This is a genomic window from Weissella viridescens (assembly GCF_001437355.1).
GTDB classification, from domain to species: Bacteria; Bacillota; Bacilli; order Lactobacillales; family Lactobacillaceae; genus Weissella; species Weissella viridescens.
The window spans coordinates 65444-82923 of sequence record NZ_JQBM01000002.1 but is presented as its reverse complement, the minus strand read 5'-3'; the positions used below and the strand labels follow the sequence as shown (position 1 = coordinate 82923).

Here is a 17480-nt window from a genome sequence, read left to right as displayed (position 1 = left end):
TTCTTTGCCTATAATGGTTTTCTTACTGGATCACCAGGCTTGCGTGGATACTTCTTAGGTGTCTTACGAACCTTTTCAATCACAATCACGGTACGTGGGTCACCATTTGGTAACGTCACATCGATTTCTGATTGAATTTTACCACCCAATGTATTAATCGCCTGCTTGGCCTGTTCAACTTCATCTTGCGCTTGGCTACCCTTCATTGCGAGTAACACACCGTGTTCCTTAACAAATGGTAATGTTAGTTCGCCGAGCACATTTAGACGCGCTAATGCACGCGCCGTAGCGACATCGTACATTTCACGTTCAGGGCTATTCTTACCGCCAAACTCTTCAGCACGTGCATGGACAATTGTTACGTCCTCAAGTCCCAATTCTTGTACTAACTCACTTAAAAAATTAATTCGCTTATTCAATGAGTCAATAATCGTGATTTTCAATTGTGGGAACACAATCTTAAGGGGTAACGATGGGAAACCAGCCCCAGCCCCAACATCAATCATGTTCAATGGTTGATCCTGAAGTTTAGGGTACGCAAACGCCAACGTTAATGAGTCGTAAAAGTGCTTTAAATACACCTCATCTTGATCAGTAATTGCCGTCAAGTTCATGTGCTCGTTTACCGCAACTAAACGCTCGTAATATTTATTAAATTGTTCGATTTGGTGGTCATCTAAGTCCACACCATTTTGACGTAAAGCCGCCGTAAATTCTTCAGGGTTCATTTCATTTCTCCAAACTGATTCCAATACTAAAAGAATAGCGCAAAATGCCTATGTTATCAACACTTCTGTCGCATAAAAAAAGAATTATGTTTCATGTGAAACATAATTCTTACGCTAAAAGCTGTTAGGATAGTTTTTTCCAAATTTTTTCTTGAATTTTAGGTTGTGGATCGCGATTTAGGTCAGTCATCGTTTTCCACTCACCTTGCTTGGGTACCTGATCTTGAACGACTGTCCCCTCAAAGACCGACACAAACCATTTTTGGTGTGTGTAAATATGCGTAATTGGTGCGAGGTTGCGTTTCGTTAGGTCGACCTTCACGCCATATTGTTCAAACAACTGTTTCTCAAGAGCATTCTGAATCTCGGTTTCTGACCAATTAACATCGCGGTCGTTCACAAAATCATCAATGTTAAAAAGCGGGACGGTCCAAAAATTGGCGAGTAGGCCGATTTCCGGCCGTTTTTCCCACAGATAAGTATCATCGTTTTTAATCACCATGGCCGCATAATGAACAGGCTTAGCCTTCTTTGCTTTTGATTTCACCGGGTACAAATCAGTTGTACCATTCTGATAAGACGCATCAAATTCACGCACCGGTGAATGCGCTGGGTCAGAATTTTTGGCCGACATATACGACGAACCTAAGTCCATAATGGCTTGATTAAAATCACCTGGACGCTCCTGATCAATAATTTGGTTTCCAAGCTCAAAAAACAATTTTCGTGTCGCTGGTTGGGCGATGTCTGCATCGATTTCAAACAAGCGGGCAAACACACGAAAAGCATTCCCATCAATCGCCGCTACCGGCTCATTAAAAGCAATACTAGCAATGGCAGCCGCAGTATACGGCCCCACACCCTTCAGCGCTTCCAAGGTCTGCATGGTATTGGGCCAGGCACCATCAAAGTCATTCACAATTTGTTGGGCTGCCTTTTGCATGTTACGTACTCGTGAGTAATAGCCAAGCCCTTCCCATGCTTTCAATAAGTCTGCTTCTGGAGCTTTCGCTAAGTCGTCCACCGTTGGAAAAGCCTGCATGAATCGATTGAAATATGGAATAACCGTACTCACTTGTGTTTGTTGCAGCATGATTTCTGAAACCCAAACCCGATACGGGCTGTGATCTGCACGCCAGGGCAGCGTACTGCGTCCAGCTTCGTCATACCATTTTAAGAGTGTTTTTTGAAACGCATGAATTTTTTCATCATCCCACATATCAATCATTTTTTATTTTTCCGCCTTATTTTAAACATTAAAAAAGTAGCGTTTTGCGCGCTACTTTTCTTTACCATTTCGCGTTCTTGCCGTTTTAGGTAGGACAATATTAAACGTTGTTCCATGTGGAACAGTATCAACTACTTGAATTGTACCATGATGTCCTTGTACAACCCACTTCGCAATTGAAAGCCCCAATCCATGACCACCACTAGAACGAGATCGAGCTTTATCAACACGATAGAATCGATCAAACAAATGCTTCTTCTGATCATCAGTAACACCACTACCTGTGTCAGAAACTGATAGCTTAATTGAGTTGTTTTTCTGCTCGGCTTTGACAGTGACAACACTGTCTGGTCCAGCATACTTCTGCGCATTATCAATCAGGATAATTAATAATTGCCGAATGCGTTGTTCATCACCGTACATCGGCAATGTTTCCGGAACGTTAATTTCAAGCTTTTGATCACGTTCTTCCGCACTGAATTTAAAAATATCACCGACTTCATGCACGGTTTCCGCTAAATCAAAATCATCAAATTTAAACATTGGTACATCTGCATCTGATTGTGCGAGCGTCAACATATCACCGATTAAATTATTCAAGTGCCGAACTTCAGTGAGCGCACCCGCGACATTTTCAACTTGATCCATTACTGTATCTTGTGGATGTTCAAGCATCCGTTCCAAGTCATTTTGAATAACCGTCATAGGTGTTTTAAATTCATGAGCGGCATCGGCCACGAATCGGCGTTGTTGCTTCCAAGAACGCATAATCGGGCGCATATTTGAACGCGTCAGCATCATTGATAACAAGAGTAAGGCAATTTCAGCTAAACCAAAAATCCATAGCAATCGCCGTGAAACATTCTCAAGAATTTCATGCTCTTTAGTGATGTCGAGATAAGCCAATTTATCTCCTTGTCGCTCAAAGAAATACCAACGTCCATTAAATTCACGCTCCGTTACTTTGGACCCAGACTTAATTTTTAAAACTTGTTCCACGGTACTCGTATAATCCATAACTGGTGCTGGATCGAGTCGTTTTTGTGGATTTGGGTTCGGATTAAACGTCTGTTCTACCCGAGATTTTGGCGAATCATACATCAATTCCTTAAATTGACTAACTGAAAACAAACTAATGAATGCGAAGACCATGGTAAACCCAAAAACCATCAAAATCGTCATTTTTTCTTGCTGAGTCAAATCTTCACGAATTTTCTGAAGTGGCTTAGGCAACTTCAGTTTTTCAAAGTTAGGCGCTTGATATGGTGCATACGCCGTCTGATGTTTGTTGTTTCGCATGCAAACCTCTAATCTTCATCCGCCGCTGAAAGAGTATAACCAACGTTACGGAGCGTTTTAATATTGACTGATGCATTTGCCTTACGTAAGTTCTTACGCAAATTACTCATGTAAACTTCAACCACAGTAAGTGATGTATCTGAGTCAAAGCCCCATAAGCGATCAAAAATTTGATCCTTCGTCACAATCTGTCCCACGTGTTGCATCAGATAAACCAAAAGACCAAACTCACGTCCCTGTAAGCTCACTTCTTTACCGTCAATCAATACCTTGTGTTGGTCAACGAATACTTGAATATTTCCAACTTCCAAAGCACCATCTTGACCCAAAACACCGGTATGACGCAAAAGGGTCTTCAAACGTGCCAATAACTCTTCTTTATAAAAAGGCTTAGTAATGTACTCGTCAGCCCCCATATCAAAGCCTTGCATCTTATCAGCTAATTCACCCTTTGCAGTTAGCATTAAGATTGGCAAATTAGGAAATTCTTCCTTGGCCTTTTTTAGAATCGTAAAGCCATCGACACCCGGAAGCATCACATCTAAAATAACGGCGTCATAAACACCTGATTCAATCTCAAATAGTCCTTCGTCTCCGTCATGCACTTGTGTCACATCACCTAGTTCACTAATTGTGTCACGAACCGTATCGTTTAATGCATAATCATCTTCCACAACTAGTAATTTAATTGTATCTCCTGCCATTGCTAGCCTCATTTCTTGAATTTACTCATCTTTTATTTAAGTTCACTTATCTTGTATCGCCAGTTTAAGGTAATCAGCTTTATCTAGGCTTTAAGTTTTAAAAAAAATGCGTTGATTATAAATAATCAACGCATCCGGACTGTGATATCACTACCACAGACACCTCTGTCTTTTAACAGATCGTGTCGCCCTTGTTTCCTCTACAAGGGCGACACGATCTGTTGTAATTCTACATTACTCAAATCGTATCACCCCCTTTCCTAGAATATCTCTATTATAACACCATCTATTCTGATGGCAAAAAAATCAATTAATTTTCTCAGTAGCTACGATAAATTGCTGCAATTGATACCGTTGTAGCTTGCCGCTCGCTGTCCTTGGCCACGGTTTGCTTAGGCGGTAGAACGCTTTAGGCACCTTATAGTGTGCAATATGTTCACGTCCATAAGCTAATAAATCGGTCGCTGAAACATCAGCTCCATCCACCAATTCAACCACTGCAACTGGTACGGCACCCCACTTTTCATCTGGTACACCAACTACACCAATTTCTTTGATTTCTGGCATTTCACGATACATCGCCTCAACTTCATCTGGAAAAATGTTCTCACCACCAGATGAAATCATATCACCTTCACGACCAACTAAGTAGAGATACCCATCATCATCCAAATATCCCATGTCACCAGTGTCAAACCAACCATCTTCAAATGCATCCGCAAATTTAGCTGGCTGGCGAACATACCCAACGGTTAAAGTTGGTGATTTAACTTGAACGCGACCAACACCATTTTCATTCGCATGGGCCAGCTTTAATTCAACAGGAAAAAGCGGCTTACCAACCGAACCCATTTTTGAAATTGCATCGGTTGGATCTAATGCAATAATTTGTGAAGCAGTTTCCGTCATACCATATGACTGCACAACTTCAACATTAACTGATTGCGCATGGCGTAATGTTGCCAAATCTGCCGGTCCTCCACCTAATAACATTGTTCGAAATGTTTCTGGGTAACATTGCCCACTTGGTAAGGCTTCTAGTAAATCTTTAAGCATCGTCGGCACAACAGAAATAGTTGTGATATCCCCTGCCATAATGTCTTGGTTGATAACCGTTGCATCAAACCGCTCATACAGTTGTACCGTCATACCATAAATTAAGGAACGCATCATAATCGAAAATCCGCTGATATGAAAAATCGGTACGGCTGCCACCCATGTATCAGATGCTGTGAGCCCCAAATTTAACATTGAGCCAACTGCCGAATAAAAATGATTACCGTAGGTTTGTTCGACCCCTTTTGGTTTCCCAGTCGTGCCAGAGGTATACATGATAGTCGTTACTTGATCTAAAGCAAATTCAGCAACTGGTTCAACCATCTGTGGGGCTTGTGACTGAACGTAATCAAACGTTACTTGTTGTACCACGTCTAGTTGTCCGGTATACGTATCAGCCTGGACAACTTGCGTAATCTCCACATCTTCTATTTGAAAAGCTAATTCAGCTGGCGCCAAGCGATAATTCAAAAGGACAATTTCGCGACCTAATTGCTGGAGTGCCAAAATCATTTCGTACCCCAACAATGTATTTGACATTAATACTGCAACACGTGGGTTATCATCCAAAACCCGGGCCAATTTTCCTGCTAAAGATAATACAGCCGTATTTAATTCTTGAAACGACAAGCTTATGCCATTAAAACGCACCGCCGTTCGCGTTGGTGTTAACGCAACACGTTTTTGTAGCCAATTCTGCATGGTAGTCTCCTTCAATAAAAAAGCTCTCAACCAATTTTGGTTGGAGCTTAAACGACTTATGGGAACTTTGGAAATTGATCAAAGTCAGGATCGCGCTTTTCTAAGAACGCATCACGTCCTTCTTTTCCTTCGTCTGTCGTGTAATAAAGCATCGTGGCATCACCAGCAAATTGTTGCAAACCTGCAAGTCCGTCAGTATCCGCATTCATCGCTGCCTTGATAAAGCGAAGCGCAGTCGGTGACTTCTTTAGTAATTCATTTGACCATTCGATGGTTGCGTCTTCAACTTCAGCTAATGGCACTACACGGTTGATCCACCCCATATCCATAGCCTCTTCAGCGGTATAGAACTTATTCAAGAACCAGACTTCTTTGGCACGCTTATGCCCAATTACTCGAGCTAAGTAACCTGAACCATATCCAGCATCAAATGAGCCAACCATCGGTCCCGTTTGACCAAACTTGGCATTGTCGGCAGCAACTGTCAAATCACAAACAAGTTGTAAGATGTTTCCACCACCTACAGACCAGCCCTTAACCATTGCAATGACTGGCTTTGGGATTACTCGAATTAAACGTTGCAAATCTAAAACATTTAAACGCGCAATTTCATCTGGTCCAACATAACCACCGTTACCACGAACAGATTGGTCACCCCCTGATGAAAATGCTTCATCCCCGGCTCCAGTTAGGATAATAACCCCGATTGAGGCATCATCACGACAATAACTAAAAGCTTCAATTAGCTCAGAAATCGTTACTGGCGTGAATGCATTACGCTTTTCTGGACGATTGATTGTTAACTTTGCAATCTTACCTGTCCGTTCAAACAAAATTTCAGAATACGGCTTAACCGTTGACCATTCAACTTCACTCATCACTCATTATTCCCCCGTGACTTTACGACTAGATTTATCAAATTAATAACTCATATTTTAACACGTTCCAGCCGTTTCGTGGGTCGCTGTCTTTTTTTTTACAGATATCGTACAATATAGGTAATTTCAAACTAGTTACTAACACCACTTTATGATTGGAGGCTTATGAACACATTAGAATTTTTTGGTATCACTACCGAACTAGCTACTGCCAATGAAGTCGTCCTAACCATGCCCATCACTGATAAGACCAAACAACCTTACGGTATGGTCCATGGCGGTGTTAATGCCATGCTGGCAGAGACTGCTGCTAGTATCGGCGGAAATACAGTATTAGGCGACGCACATCGGGCTGCAGTTGGTGTAGATCTTGAGATCCATCATCTCAATGCCGTATCTACTGGAAATCTCAAAGCAGTTGCTAAACCAATTCATATTGGTCATCGCCTACAGACTTGGCAAGTTAATATCTATGAAACCACCACTGAAACACACGTGGCCGTATCGATTGTTACCTTAACTAGTCGTACTATCTAAAGGAGTCTTTAACTATGGAAGCATTACTTATTATTGACTATACAAATGATTTTGTTGCCGATGATGGCGCCCTTACCTGTGGTGCTGCTGGTCAAGCAATTAGTGATCGTATTGTCGCTTTAGCTGAAGAATTTTACCAAAATGGCGATGCCGTCATCTTGCCAACAGATTTGCATGAACGCGATGATCCCTACCATCCTGAAACTAAGTTATTCCCACCTCACAATATTGCCGGAACGCCTGGTCGCGATTACTACGGACCGCTAGCAGATTGGGTTGCTGAACATCAAGATGCAGATAACGTATATGTTTATCCAAAAAATCGATACAGCAGTTTTGCCAATACAAATTTGGATAACTATCTTCGTTCACGTGATATCCGTAATGTTCACCTCACAGGTGTCTGCACTGACATTTGTGTCTTGCACACTGCTGTTGACGCTTATAATTTAGATTACAACATCACCGTTCACGCTGATGCCGTGGCTAGCTTTTCACCAGAGGGTCACACGTGGGCGCTTGGTCACTTCCAAAACTCATTAGGCGCCAATGTCATTGACGCCTAACAATAACAGTATCTTTAGGCAATTGTTGCGCCCGCAAAGTCACCTTTTTGCAGGCAACACAACTGCCTTTTTTTATTTTAAAAATCCGGCAAAATTGCTCGCTGCGTTTTATCTCCCAGAACATCCCAGGTCCGTTGCGTATCAAAAACTAATCCAAAGTCAAAATAAGCCTCTAGCTCACACAACCGTCCTTGATGAAATTTTTTATCAAGTCCACCTTGCCAATGTGGACTTGGTAAACCTGAAGCAACTTGATGGGGGACACATAAAATGACTGGTTTAATCTGTGCCCTTAATAGATCATGGACCTCTAGTAAGTGCTGCGCTTTTATTTTATGCACGCTGGGTGTTGAGATGATGGCAATAACATACGTTTGCGTTTCAGCCACGACTAATTTAATTTGGGGTGCTAACTGTCGATGCCAAAGCTTTACCAGATTCGTTCGACATAAAATAACCTGTCCATAATGGGCCTGCGCCTTTAAATAAATTGTCGAAAACACGGTTTGCCATGTATCTGGCAGTTGGACACTGAGTTGATATCCCAAGTTATCTTGATATATCCGTGTAATGCCGTCATTCAAATAAAAATGTTGTGGATATAATTCTGCTATTCCTTGCTGCTGATGTTGCCCAACTTGGTTTAACACCAGGCATTCAATATCGAGTTCTTCAATCTGCGCTTGCATCTTGGCAACCATAGTAGGTTGCCACACATCAATTTGCTTATCCATTAAGGCCATTCGCATAAATTCACCTCGTGCTTCGATTAAGAGAAAACAAATATTAGCTGAATTAGCCCTCCACCTCAAGTCAATTTGACAATAAAATGAGACCATTGCCGACCGATTTATTATCGATTAATAGGATTAACTGATTTCCGTTTGACCACTACCGCAAGTTTTACTTAGTTGACACTGTTGATGATTAGCCATATCAACTAAAAAAGACTGTGTCTATTACGACACAGTCTTTTTATTTAAAAATCACTCAATTTAGCCCAACCTGGTTTTTCATCAGGCTCAGTTTCCACTACAGGCTCTTCAGGTTCGGAACTTAAAGCAACCGTTGCTGTCGGCATATCTTCTGGTGCCAACACGTGGGTAATCGCATCTTGCAATTTAACCAGTTCATCATGGTTTAAGGTAATCCCCTTACCCATTTTCTTATGATCTGGTGACCACGTTCGTAAGTCAAACTTAGGCTGATTGTCCCCCCATTGCACAAAGTTCAACTGTAACTCCCAACCACTTTTACTCGTTGAAAGCGTACCAAATTGTTCCAAGATTTCGAATTTCAATTCTGCCATACATCAACCTCCTAAATGAAGTCCAAATCGTGCGCAATTGGTTTTTGCATCATGACTTTAACAGTGTCGAGATTTTTAGTTTGCGCCAAAATCCACATCAATTTTGCGACAACCGCTTCTGTATTCATATCACCAACGGTAATTCCACCGGCTTTCGCCACCTGTTGTCCCACCTCATAGAGGTAGATATCTTGTCCTTCTTGTAGGATTTGCGTTGTGATAATCACTGGAATGCCAGCTTGCGTCATCTTTTCAATTCCCGGAATCAAGTTTCGGTTTTCGAATGGTAATCCACCATTTCCAAAACTTTCAATAATTAAACCATCAACACGCTCAGCCAAGTAATCCAGGATTTCTGGTTGTAGACCTGGAAAAGCCTTTAAAACAAAGACGTTCGTGTCCAATTTTAATTCACTTGGTATCACCTTATCTTCATTCGTTTCTGGTTCAAACAACTGCCCCATTTCACCGTCACTCACACTGGCAATATAGGGGAAATTCACACTTTCAAACGCATCATAACTCTTCGTCTTCGTCTTAACGGCACGGGTTCCCAAAATAACAAGCCCATTGAAAACAACAAACACACCATTCAAGGTGGTTTGACTCGCAAAGGTTAACGCATCGTGTAAATTACGAACCGCATCTGTTTCCGCCATCCCCAATGGCACTTGTGAACCCGTTAAAATAACTGGCTTTTCGAGACCATTCAAGAGGTATGACAAGCCCGCAGCTGTGTAACCCATCGTATCGGTTCCATGCGTAATAATAAAAGCATCGTATTCGGCTTGGTGTTTCTGGATCCGTTCTGCCAACGCCACCCAATCTTCAGGTTGCATGTTCGTTGAGTCTTTATTCATGACACTCTCAACTGACAACTCAACCCCAGGGCGTTCCCCAAAGTAACTGATTAACACATCGTCAGCCATCCCAGGGGCTAGGCCGTTCTCAGTTTTGCGTGAAGCAATGGTTCCACCCGTTGTTAATACTAAAATTTTCTGCATGTTTTTCCCTCCACGCCGTCTTTTTCATTAAAATTCATTATCGCACATAAAAAAGAAGTTGGGAAACCCCAACTTCTTTCACAATCACATTAAGATTTTGAATCTGCTTCAACCTCATTTTTTGTACTATGACGAATGCCATAAACAAAGTATAAGACGATTCCAATTGCTAACCAACCAGCCATCAAGATCAAGGCATCAACATTCAATGTTAAAAATAGTCCGGCAGCTGACAAAGCAGCAAGAATCGGGATAACTGGATATCCAGGAACTTTGTAACCCGTATTAACAATATCCTTACGACGACGTAGCAACAAGACACCTACTGAAGCCAAGATAAAGGCAATTAAAGTTCCAGCTGAAACTAAGTTTGAAAGCAAGTTAATTGGGAAGATTGAGCCCAAGAAGACGGCCGCAACCAACATCAACACCGTTGCATTTCCAGGTAATCCACGCTTATCAAGTTTTCCAATTTGCTGTGGAATCAATCCATCACGTCCGAATGAGTATAGCAAACGTGATCCACCAACCATTAAGGCAATCAATCCCGTGAACATTCCAACTAAGGCAACAATTGATAGCAAGTTCGCTGTAAAGAAGTGTCCAGTTTGACGCAAAGCCCAAGCAGCAGGTTCGGCGTTTCCGGCATAACGTTCATATGGGAACATTCCTGTCAAAACTGCTGAAACCGCAACGAATAGGACGGTCGCAATCAACAACGTTCCAATAATGGCACGTGGCATTGTTTTTTGTGGGTTTTTAACTTCCGCTGAGTTAGCAGCAATCGTATCGAACCCAATATAAGCAAAGAAGACTTGTGAGGCACCGTGCAAAATACCAATACCACCACCAAAATCAGTACCAGCGCGGTGAGCAGGCACAAATGGTACCCAGTTATTAACTTGTACTGCTGTTAAACCAACAACGATAAAGAGAATAATCACGGCGACTTTTAAGATAACTAACCAGTTTTCAACAATGGCAGCAGCCTTAACCCCACGCATCACTAATAATCCAACTCCGATTAGCGCTAGTGCCCCAAACAAATCAATAAATTGACCTTTGGCTGGATTAAATGATCCCGAAATGGCAGCAGGCAATTTAATGCCAAAACTATTGACGAATCCTTGGAAATAAGATGACCAAGCAGATGACACGAATGCCAAAGCAATCAAGTATTCAGAAAGAACGGCCCAACCGGCCACCCAACCCATAAATTCACCAAAAATAACATTCGCCCAAGAATAGATTGAACCAGCAAATGGCATTGCTGATGCTAACTCTGAATATGATAAGGCTGATAAACCTGCAACAAAAGCGGCAACAATAAATGAAATGACAACAGCGGGTCCAGCATAATCAGCTGCAACGATTCCCGGCATCGTAAAGATTCCGGCTCCAACAACTGTTCCAATTCCCATGGCCACCATGTCTTTAAGTCCCAAAACAGGCTTTAGATGACCGTCCTTATCCGCGTAATTCTGGGGATTTTCTTTTCGCCCCATATTTGCTAAAACACTTGATTTAGTCATAAGCTTCTCCCTTTTTACGGCTATAATACCAATACACTGGTAAGCCAATAAATACTAATCCAATCGCAATGATGGATGATCCAAAATCATTAATTAATGTACTAATCAGGACAAATAATGCCCCTAGAATCGCAATCAGTGGCACCCACGGATAACCTGGCACTGAAAAGATTGATTCGAGTTCTTGTAGTGGTTCCGCGACTTGTGCGGCTTGCTTGTCACGATGACGTAAAATGAACAAACCAACGAATGTCGCCGTATAGAAGATCCAAATAATAAACACTGCAATATTTGATAACCAATCTGCTGATGCTGTGAATTGCAACAAGCTGGCCGTCACCGTTAGAAAGAGAATCGAACCAATCGGTTCATTAAAGCGATTCACTTTGGCTAACCATTTTGGTAATACACCGTCTTCCGCCATCGCAAATGTCATCCGTGGTAGTGCCATTAACTTCCCATTAATCGTTCCCAAAATTGAAATCAGGATAATGATTGTTAATAGACGACCACCTAATTTACCAAAGGCTTGCGTCACAACGCCGAAAGTTGCATTGTCACCCAATCGAACAATTTCGTTTGCTGGCATGGCCCGCATCATCCCGTATGAGATACCCGCATAAGCCACGACCACAATTAAAATGCCAATCACAATTGCGCGCGGTAGGTTCTTTTGTGGATTCTTTAGCTCGCCACCCATGTTGGTCAACGTCGCCCAGCCATCATAGGCAAACAACGTTGCTAAGACGGCCATTCCAAATCCGCCAGATGGTGTTGCCGTAACAGTGGCAACTGACTGATTTAATGCATCCACTTTACCAAAAAACAAACCATACGCAATTACAGCAATAATTGGTAATAATTTAATCGACGTTGTGATGACAGCAAAGGCTGCCGGAACACGATTATCTAGTAAATTAATACCTGTAATAAATAAAATGGTTAAAATAGCGACGAGTAGCTGCCATTGTTGTGACAAGCCGAAAAAATTATTAAACAAGATGGCAAAGTAAGCCGATAATGAGGCAACAATCGCTGGTGCGTACAGCACCGTTTGCGCCCAACCGGTTAAAAATCCCCAAACTTTTCCATAAATCTTTTCCATGTAAATGTACAGGCCACCAGTCAATGGAATCCGCGCCCCAATTTCTGAAATGGTCAGGCCAGCTGCTAGTGTAATCAATCCACCGAAAATCCAAGCCAGCAAAGCTGGTGTACTTCCACCAGCCGTTGCGATGACTTGTGCCTGCTTAAAGAAAATTCCAGAACCAATCACAGTTCCAACAACCAACGAAATCCCTGATGTTACACCAACCGACCGTTTCAATCCAGTCGTTTTTTCCATATATCTGAGCTCCTTTGTACGAAAAAACCAACTGGCCTACTGCGATAACGAGGACGTTATCGGCACGGGTCAATTGGTTTGGGGGAATTCTGTCATGTTGATCTATATCAAGCAGAAAAACCCCAACCAGTCACGAGACTAATTGAGGTGAGAACCAACACTTGATTTGAATTTGAATAATTGCTTTGCATAATCTTGGCTCTCCCTTCTGGCTTGTTTTAGAATAATTAGAATTCTATCATTTTAAATTATTACTGGCAAGCCCTAAGATTTGTTTTTCTGAAAACAAACTTAAATTCTTCTTTGTTTGCCATTTAAGGTTTTTCTTTTTTTTAATATGAAAATACCTTGTAAAAATTCGCATTCAGTGGCGCCACGCTTTACAATGAAAGTAAGTCATTACCTGGAGGTATTTTATGTTAGCAATTAAATTAGATCAATTTGGTGGTGTTGATGCGCTCAAAGAAGCTACTGTTGACCGACCCGCCCCTTCTGCGAAGCAAGTCTTAATTGAAAACCATGCCGTCGCAATCGACCCTTATGATGTTAAGTTCGTGATGGGTCTCATGGGTGAAGGTGATAAATTACCCTTAATTCCGGGTTCAAGTGTTGTTGGTGAAGTTGTTGCCGTCGGTGCCGACGTCACCGACTTTAAGGTTGGTGAGCGCGTGGCTGCCAATCGTCACCATCAAACTTACGCTGAGTATGTGCCCGTCGGCCAATCCGCCTTAGCTAAAGTTCCGGATACAATCAGTGATGCCACCGCGGTGGCATCCGTTTTAGGTGCAGCAACTGGTTATCAGATGATCCTTGTGGACTTAGACGTACAAGCCGGTGAAAAGGTACTCATCCAAGGTGGTTCTGGAAGCGTTGGTAGTGTGGCCATTCAAGCAGCCCTCAATCGTGGGGCAGAGGTTTACGCTACCAGTAGTGCTGCACATTTTGATTATCTCCAGAGTTTGGGGGATGTGCATCCAATTGATTATCACACCGACTATGAAAACGACTTAAGTGATTTTGATGCTGTGCTTGATACCGTTGGTGGAGCCACAACGGTAAAGTCGGCGCAAGTGCTTAAAACAGGTGGGCGTTTGGTCAACTTATCTTCTGACCCCCAGCTAGAGGAATTAAGTCAGCATTTTAGCATTGATGCCAAGGCAGGCTACTTAGCCGGTAAAGGTGCATTACTAAGCGAACTCTTGGCCGATATTGCTGCCGACCGTATTACCATTAAGATTGCTGATACAAAACCATTCAATCAAGCAAACCTTCAAGCAGACCACGCGCTCATGCGTGCGGAAAGCCCTGTCGGTAAGCTTGTTCTCGAATTTTAAAGTAAGGAGCCAAATAAATGCAAGATATTACCCCTGATTATTATCAAGAAGTTGTCGACGCCTTAGCAGAACGAGGTGTGACATTAGACGCACTCGCCCCTATGGTGATTGAAGGACAAAAGGATCATATTCCTGACCTACCCTATGAAACGGCCCTAACGTCCATTGAACATGTTCTTCATAAGACTGAATCACAAGACGCCATCTTAACTGGGCTCGCCTTAGATGATTTAGCACAAGCTGGAAAACTGCCCGAGCCATTGCAAACACGCGTGCAAGAAGATTCAAGTACTTATGGCATTGACGAACAATTAGTTATGTCTATTTTGGGGCTCTACGGTACTATTTCATGGACCAACTTTGGCTTCCTTGATCGTACTAAGCCCGGTATTATTGGTGAGTTAAACGATGCTCAGAAAAATGGCGGTCGCGTAAATACATTTATTGATGACCTTGTTGCCGCGATTGTCGCAGCAGCGGAAGCACGAATTGCCCACGACTATAAATAAAAAAACGTCTAGCACAATATACATTGTGTTAGACGTTTTTTATCTTACTTATTGAACTTGTGTTACCACTCCATTGGCTGAAACTTGGTAAACGGCCAACGTACCAGCAATTTGGCTGCTTGAAACGTTAACCGTGTAACCTACACCACCATCAGATGGGTGGGCACTCAATGTGAAGCGATTTGGATCGCGACCTTGCACTTGACTCATGTGAGCCGCTACAGCTGACGTTGCAGCACCAGGTGTCGTCACGTAAGTGTTAGGATCCGCTTGCACTTCCCCTTGTGGATTTCCGACAACACTTTGATCTGCTTGAGTTGTAGCAGCAGCTTCACTCGTTTCAGTTGAAACAGCTTGTTCACTTGAGGCAGGTTGCTCACTTGAACTAGCTGGTGCTTCAGAAGAACTAACTTCAGAAGAACTTGAACTCGTTTTTGAACTTGATTTTTCAGAAGCACGCTTATGTGAACTAGCCTTCTTATGGCTAGAAACAGATGATTCTGTTTTCTTATCAGCATGATTTTGTGATTCTACAATGGCATAACCACCGCCGCCGATAACGGCAACAGCGCCAATTCCAAGTAACCACTTTACTAAGTTTGACATGTTTTCCCCCTACTGAACTGATGACCAGCTCATTGTGTAATTCTATTTACATTGGTTTTGGTTAACCTTTTTCTAATTATACCTGAAACCTAGCCCAAAAGTCCAAAAGCAGGGCACACCGATTTAAAAAAAGCTCCCAAATTAAATTTGGGAGCTTTTTATTATTTAGGCTTCTTCTGAACCGAAGAACTTAGCAACTACGGCAGCTAAAGCTCCTCCGACCAAAGGTCCGATCAAGTACACACCAATTTGTGACATGGCAGTAGCTGATCCAAAGAACATTGCGAACAAAGCTGGTCCAAATGAACGAGCAGGGTTCAATGAAGCACCGGTCGCTGAAATACCTAGTAGAACCAAGGCTGTCAAAGCAAATCCGATTACTAGTGGTGCAAGCTTACCTGCACCATGCTTCTTTGAACTTACCATCATGATTACCAAAACAAAGACAAATGTTAAGAACATTTCAATCATGGTTGCACCCATGAATGAAACTGGTGTTTGATAAACTGTTTGTCCAAATCCAATTTGTTGGATGGCTGCATGCTTGGCACCAAAGGCCTTCATGAATCCAAAGACAACTGCTGAACCAGCAATACCACCAAGAATTTGTGCAACAACGTAACCCAAGAAATTAATCCATGAGAGCCGCTTGTTAATGGCCATAGCTAATGAAACCGCTGGGTTCAAGTGCGCTCCTGAGACATTTCCAAAGGTGTAAACTGCCATGATTGCAGCTAAACCAAAGGCAACGGCAACTGGTAATGCACCAGTTTGTACCCCAACGAATACGACCACACCAGTTCCAACAGCAACTAGCATTAATGTACCGATAAATTCGGCCAAGTATAGACGTGCTTTTTCCACGATAAATCCTCCAGTAAATTTCTAAATTTATTCTCTTCTAATATATAACACCAAGCCCATTTAATTAAACTTAAAGCGTTTAACTAAAGTATTTCTTATTAATTTTAGCGTCCAATAATTGAAGCTGCAGCATTGTCTAATTTAAACCAGACCTTGTTGGCATCTTCTTTAAATTGTTCGATAAAGCTAGGCTCGTCATCAGCTGGTTGAATCTCACCCTCAAGTGAGTCATCAATGCCAACGATTTGTAACCCTTTAAATTCATCATCCCAACGGACCGTGTCATAGTTCCCATCCATACGATCATTCACAATCGCTTGAAAACCAGCTTTTAACGCTTCACGAATCACATCATCTTCAGAAACTTCGAAGCCACGAGCATTCATTAAAATCACTTGATCTTTGACTTCTTGCATATCTTGCGGAATTTTTGGTTCTGCCATGTCATCATCCTCCTAAAATTAAACATCTTTAATGAATATTGTAACATGCTCAATTAGTTTATAAAGGTTAATGCGAATTGAATTTGTAGGGAGTCGTAATTCCGTTTATAATGGTGCTAAGTGCCTCATGCACATCAAAAACAATAATTAAGGAGGTTACAATTCATGGTTGAAGCTGTAACCGCACAAGAAATGCAACTACTGGATCGCTACACCGTTGATCAAATCGGAATGCCATCCCTCGTTTTAATGGAACGCACGGCTCAATCAGTGATTGAAGTCTTAGCTTCTGGAAAGTACGACTTATCAAAAGTTCTTATCATTGCTGGTCTAAGTAATAATGGTGGTGACGGCATCGTCATCGCCCGGCTCTTACGTCAAAAAGGCGTCAATGTTGACTTACTTATTTTAGGTGATGAAAAGCGTGCTACGCCTAATACCGCCACACAATTAAAAATTGCTCGTAACTATGGGATTGAACCTTTGCATCGAATCCATGATTTTAAGCATTATTCTGTCATTGTAGATGCCTTATTTGGGATTGGTCTATCAAAGCCAGTTCCCGTTAAACTCGGCGATATTATCAAGCGGGTTAACGCTGCGAATATCCCAGTTGTTTCAGTGGATGTCCCTTCTGGATTAAACGCCACAACCGGTGAAATTCTTGGTTCAGCCATTCGCGCCAATTCAACCGTAACGTTTGCTTACCCTAAAACAGGTCTCCTTAAGAATGAAGAGATCAAACGTGCCGGTGACATTTATGTCAAAGACATTGGCATTTTCCGTCCTGAAAACTTAGAGGAATTCTTAGCTTCTCAACAAGAGGAGGAATAACT

General features: G+C 42.2%; 19 protein-coding genes. 5 read left to right on the top strand and 14 right to left on the bottom strand.

The window, feature by feature from the left end:
• Positions 1–8 precede the first annotated feature (8 nt).
• From rsmG to menB, 6 genes are all read right to left on the bottom strand, one after another.
• Positions 9–728, bottom strand: coding sequence for a 16S rRNA (guanine(527)-N(7))-methyltransferase RsmG (gene rsmG, locus IV50_RS02940; protein ID WP_057744864.1), 720 nt, complete (start codon positions 726–728; stop codon positions 9–11).
• Positions 729–852: 124 nt separating this feature from the next.
• Entirely contained in the window at positions 853–1956 is a 1104-nt protein-coding gene (mutY, locus tag IV50_RS02935) for an A/G-specific adenine glycosylase (protein WP_057744861.1), read from the bottom strand.
• 51 nt (positions 1957–2007) lie between these two features.
• Positions 2008–3255 (bottom strand): sensor histidine kinase, encoded by a 1248-nt coding sequence (locus tag IV50_RS02930; RefSeq protein ID WP_057744858.1) that lies wholly within the window; start codon positions 3253–3255, stop codon positions 2008–2010.
• 8 nt (positions 3256–3263) lie between these two features.
• The gene (locus tag IV50_RS02925; protein ID WP_057744855.1) at positions 3264–3959 is read right to left on the bottom strand and encodes a response regulator transcription factor; all 696 of its coding nucleotides are present in this window, start codon (positions 3957–3959) and stop codon (positions 3264–3266) included.
• 306 nt (positions 3960–4265) lie between these two features.
• Positions 4266–5717 carry an o-succinylbenzoate--CoA ligase gene (locus IV50_RS02920; protein WP_057744852.1) on the bottom strand — a complete coding sequence of 484 codons (1452 nt, stop codon included), beginning with the start codon at positions 5715–5717 and terminating at the stop codon, positions 4266–4268.
• Positions 5718–5773: 56 nt separating this feature from the next.
• Complete coding sequence (gene menB, locus IV50_RS02915; protein ID WP_057744849.1) at positions 5774–6595, bottom strand: 1,4-dihydroxy-2-naphthoyl-CoA synthase; 822 nt, start codon at positions 6593–6595, stop codon at positions 5774–5776.
• 165 nt (positions 6596–6760) lie between these two features.
• On the opposite strand from menB, the gene IV50_RS02910 reads away from it, so the two are divergent.
• Positions 6761–7132: a PaaI family thioesterase gene (locus IV50_RS02910; protein ID WP_057744845.1), complete on the top strand. Its 372-nt coding sequence runs from the start codon at positions 6761–6763 to the stop codon at positions 7130–7132.
• A gap of 14 nt (positions 7133–7146) precedes the next feature.
• A complete protein-coding gene (locus IV50_RS02905) occupies positions 7147–7698 on the top strand; it encodes a cysteine hydrolase family protein (RefSeq protein WP_057744841.1) in 552 nt (183 codons plus the stop codon).
• A 77-nt stretch (positions 7699–7775) separates the two neighbouring features.
• Here the strand turns inward: IV50_RS02905 and IV50_RS02900 are convergent, their stop codons facing one another.
• The 5 genes from IV50_RS02900 to IV50_RS02880 form a co-directional block, all read right to left on the bottom strand.
• Positions 7776–8447: a hypothetical protein gene (locus IV50_RS02900; RefSeq protein WP_057744838.1), complete on the bottom strand. Its 672-nt coding sequence runs from the start codon at positions 8445–8447 to the stop codon at positions 7776–7778.
• A 230-nt stretch (positions 8448–8677) separates the two neighbouring features.
• Entirely contained in the window at positions 8678–9007 is a 330-nt protein-coding gene (locus IV50_RS02895; RefSeq protein ID WP_057744835.1) for a YdbC family protein, read from the bottom strand.
• Positions 9008–9018: 11 nt separating this feature from the next.
• Positions 9019–10011 carry an asparaginase gene (locus IV50_RS02890; protein ID WP_057744832.1) on the bottom strand — a complete coding sequence of 331 codons (993 nt, stop codon included), beginning with the start codon at positions 10009–10011 and terminating at the stop codon, positions 9019–9021.
• An 89-nt stretch (positions 10012–10100) separates the two neighbouring features.
• Positions 10101–11543 (bottom strand): APC family permease, encoded by a 1443-nt coding sequence (locus tag IV50_RS02885; RefSeq protein WP_057744829.1) that lies wholly within the window; start codon positions 11541–11543, stop codon positions 10101–10103.
• Positions 11536–12888 carry an APC family permease gene (locus IV50_RS02880; RefSeq protein WP_057744827.1) on the bottom strand — a complete coding sequence of 451 codons (1353 nt, stop codon included), beginning with the start codon at positions 12886–12888 and terminating at the stop codon, positions 11536–11538. Before IV50_RS02880 ends, IV50_RS02885 begins: the two co-directional genes overlap by 8 nt.
• A gap of 416 nt (positions 12889–13304) precedes the next feature.
• Here IV50_RS02880 and IV50_RS02875 point away from each other — a divergent pair, with 416 nt between their 5' ends.
• Both IV50_RS02875 and IV50_RS02870 read left to right on the top strand, forming a co-directional pair.
• The gene (locus tag IV50_RS02875) at positions 13305–14222 is read left to right on the top strand and encodes an NADP-dependent oxidoreductase (protein ID WP_057744824.1); all 918 of its coding nucleotides are present in this window, start codon (positions 13305–13307) and stop codon (positions 14220–14222) included.
• A gap of 26 nt (positions 14223–14248) precedes the next feature.
• Positions 14249–14731, top strand: coding sequence for a phosphatidylglycerophosphatase A family protein (locus tag IV50_RS02870; protein WP_371851815.1), 483 nt, complete (start codon positions 14249–14251; stop codon positions 14729–14731).
• 48 nt (positions 14732–14779) lie between these two features.
• Here the strand turns inward: IV50_RS02870 and IV50_RS02865 are convergent, their stop codons facing one another.
• From IV50_RS02865 to IV50_RS02855, 3 genes are all read right to left on the bottom strand, one after another.
• Positions 14780–15337 carry a hypothetical protein gene (locus IV50_RS02865; RefSeq protein WP_057744818.1) on the bottom strand — a complete coding sequence of 186 codons (558 nt, stop codon included), beginning with the start codon at positions 15335–15337 and terminating at the stop codon, positions 14780–14782.
• 165 nt (positions 15338–15502) lie between these two features.
• Positions 15503–16201: an MIP/aquaporin family protein gene (locus IV50_RS02860; protein ID WP_072152740.1), complete on the bottom strand. Its 699-nt coding sequence runs from the start codon at positions 16199–16201 to the stop codon at positions 15503–15505.
• Between the two features lie 104 nt (positions 16202–16305).
• Positions 16306–16644 carry a hypothetical protein gene (locus IV50_RS02855; RefSeq protein WP_057744815.1) on the bottom strand — a complete coding sequence of 113 codons (339 nt, stop codon included), beginning with the start codon at positions 16642–16644 and terminating at the stop codon, positions 16306–16308.
• Between the two features lie 165 nt (positions 16645–16809).
• On the opposite strand from IV50_RS02855, the gene IV50_RS02850 reads away from it, so the two are divergent.
• A complete protein-coding gene (locus tag IV50_RS02850) occupies positions 16810–17478 on the top strand; it encodes an NAD(P)H-hydrate epimerase (RefSeq protein ID WP_057744813.1) in 669 nt (222 codons plus the stop codon).
• Positions 17479–17480: the final 2 nt, after the last annotated feature.

Coding starts and splice junctions, on each gene's coding strand:
- IV50_RS02920 (WP_057744852.1), bottom strand. CDS start 5,717: ATGCAGAATTGGCTACAAAAACGTGTTGCGTTAACACCAACGCGAACG.
- IV50_RS02875 (WP_057744824.1), top strand. CDS start 13,305: ATGTTAGCAATTAAATTAGATCAATTTGGTGGTGTTGATGCGCTCAAA.
- IV50_RS02930 (WP_057744858.1), bottom strand. CDS start 3,255: ATGCGAAACAACAAACATCAGACGGCGTATGCACCATATCAAGCGCCT.
- IV50_RS02890 (WP_057744832.1), bottom strand. CDS start 10,011: ATGCAGAAAATTTTAGTATTAACAACGGGTGGAACCATTGCTTCACGC.
- IV50_RS02910 (WP_057744845.1), top strand. CDS start 6,761: ATGAACACATTAGAATTTTTTGGTATCACTACCGAACTAGCTACTGCC.
- IV50_RS02850 (WP_057744813.1), top strand. CDS start 16,810: ATGGTTGAAGCTGTAACCGCACAAGAAATGCAACTACTGGATCGCTAC.
- IV50_RS02925 (WP_057744855.1), bottom strand. CDS start 3,959: ATGGCAGGAGATACAATTAAATTACTAGTTGTGGAAGATGATTATGCA.
- IV50_RS02865 (WP_057744818.1), bottom strand. CDS start 15,337: ATGTCAAACTTAGTAAAGTGGTTACTTGGAATTGGCGCTGTTGCCGTT.
- IV50_RS02855 (WP_057744815.1), bottom strand. CDS start 16,644: ATGGCAGAACCAAAAATTCCGCAAGATATGCAAGAAGTCAAAGATCAA.
- IV50_RS02905 (WP_057744841.1), top strand. CDS start 7,147: ATGGAAGCATTACTTATTATTGACTATACAAATGATTTTGTTGCCGAT.
- rsmG (WP_057744864.1), bottom strand. CDS start 728: ATGAACCCTGAAGAATTTACGGCGGCTTTACGTCAAAATGGTGTGGAC.
- IV50_RS02880 (WP_057744827.1), bottom strand. CDS start 12,888: ATGGAAAAAACGACTGGATTGAAACGGTCGGTTGGTGTAACATCAGGG.
- IV50_RS02900 (WP_057744838.1), bottom strand. CDS start 8,447: ATGCGAATGGCCTTAATGGATAAGCAAATTGATGTGTGGCAACCTACT.
- IV50_RS02895 (WP_057744835.1), bottom strand. CDS start 9,007: ATGGCAGAATTGAAATTCGAAATCTTGGAACAATTTGGTACGCTTTCA.
- IV50_RS02885 (WP_057744829.1), bottom strand. CDS start 11,543: ATGACTAAATCAAGTGTTTTAGCAAATATGGGGCGAAAAGAAAATCCC.
- menB (WP_057744849.1), bottom strand. CDS start 6,595: ATGAGTGAAGTTGAATGGTCAACGGTTAAGCCGTATTCTGAAATTTTG.
- mutY (WP_057744861.1), bottom strand. CDS start 1,956: ATGATTGATATGTGGGATGATGAAAAAATTCATGCGTTTCAAAAAACA.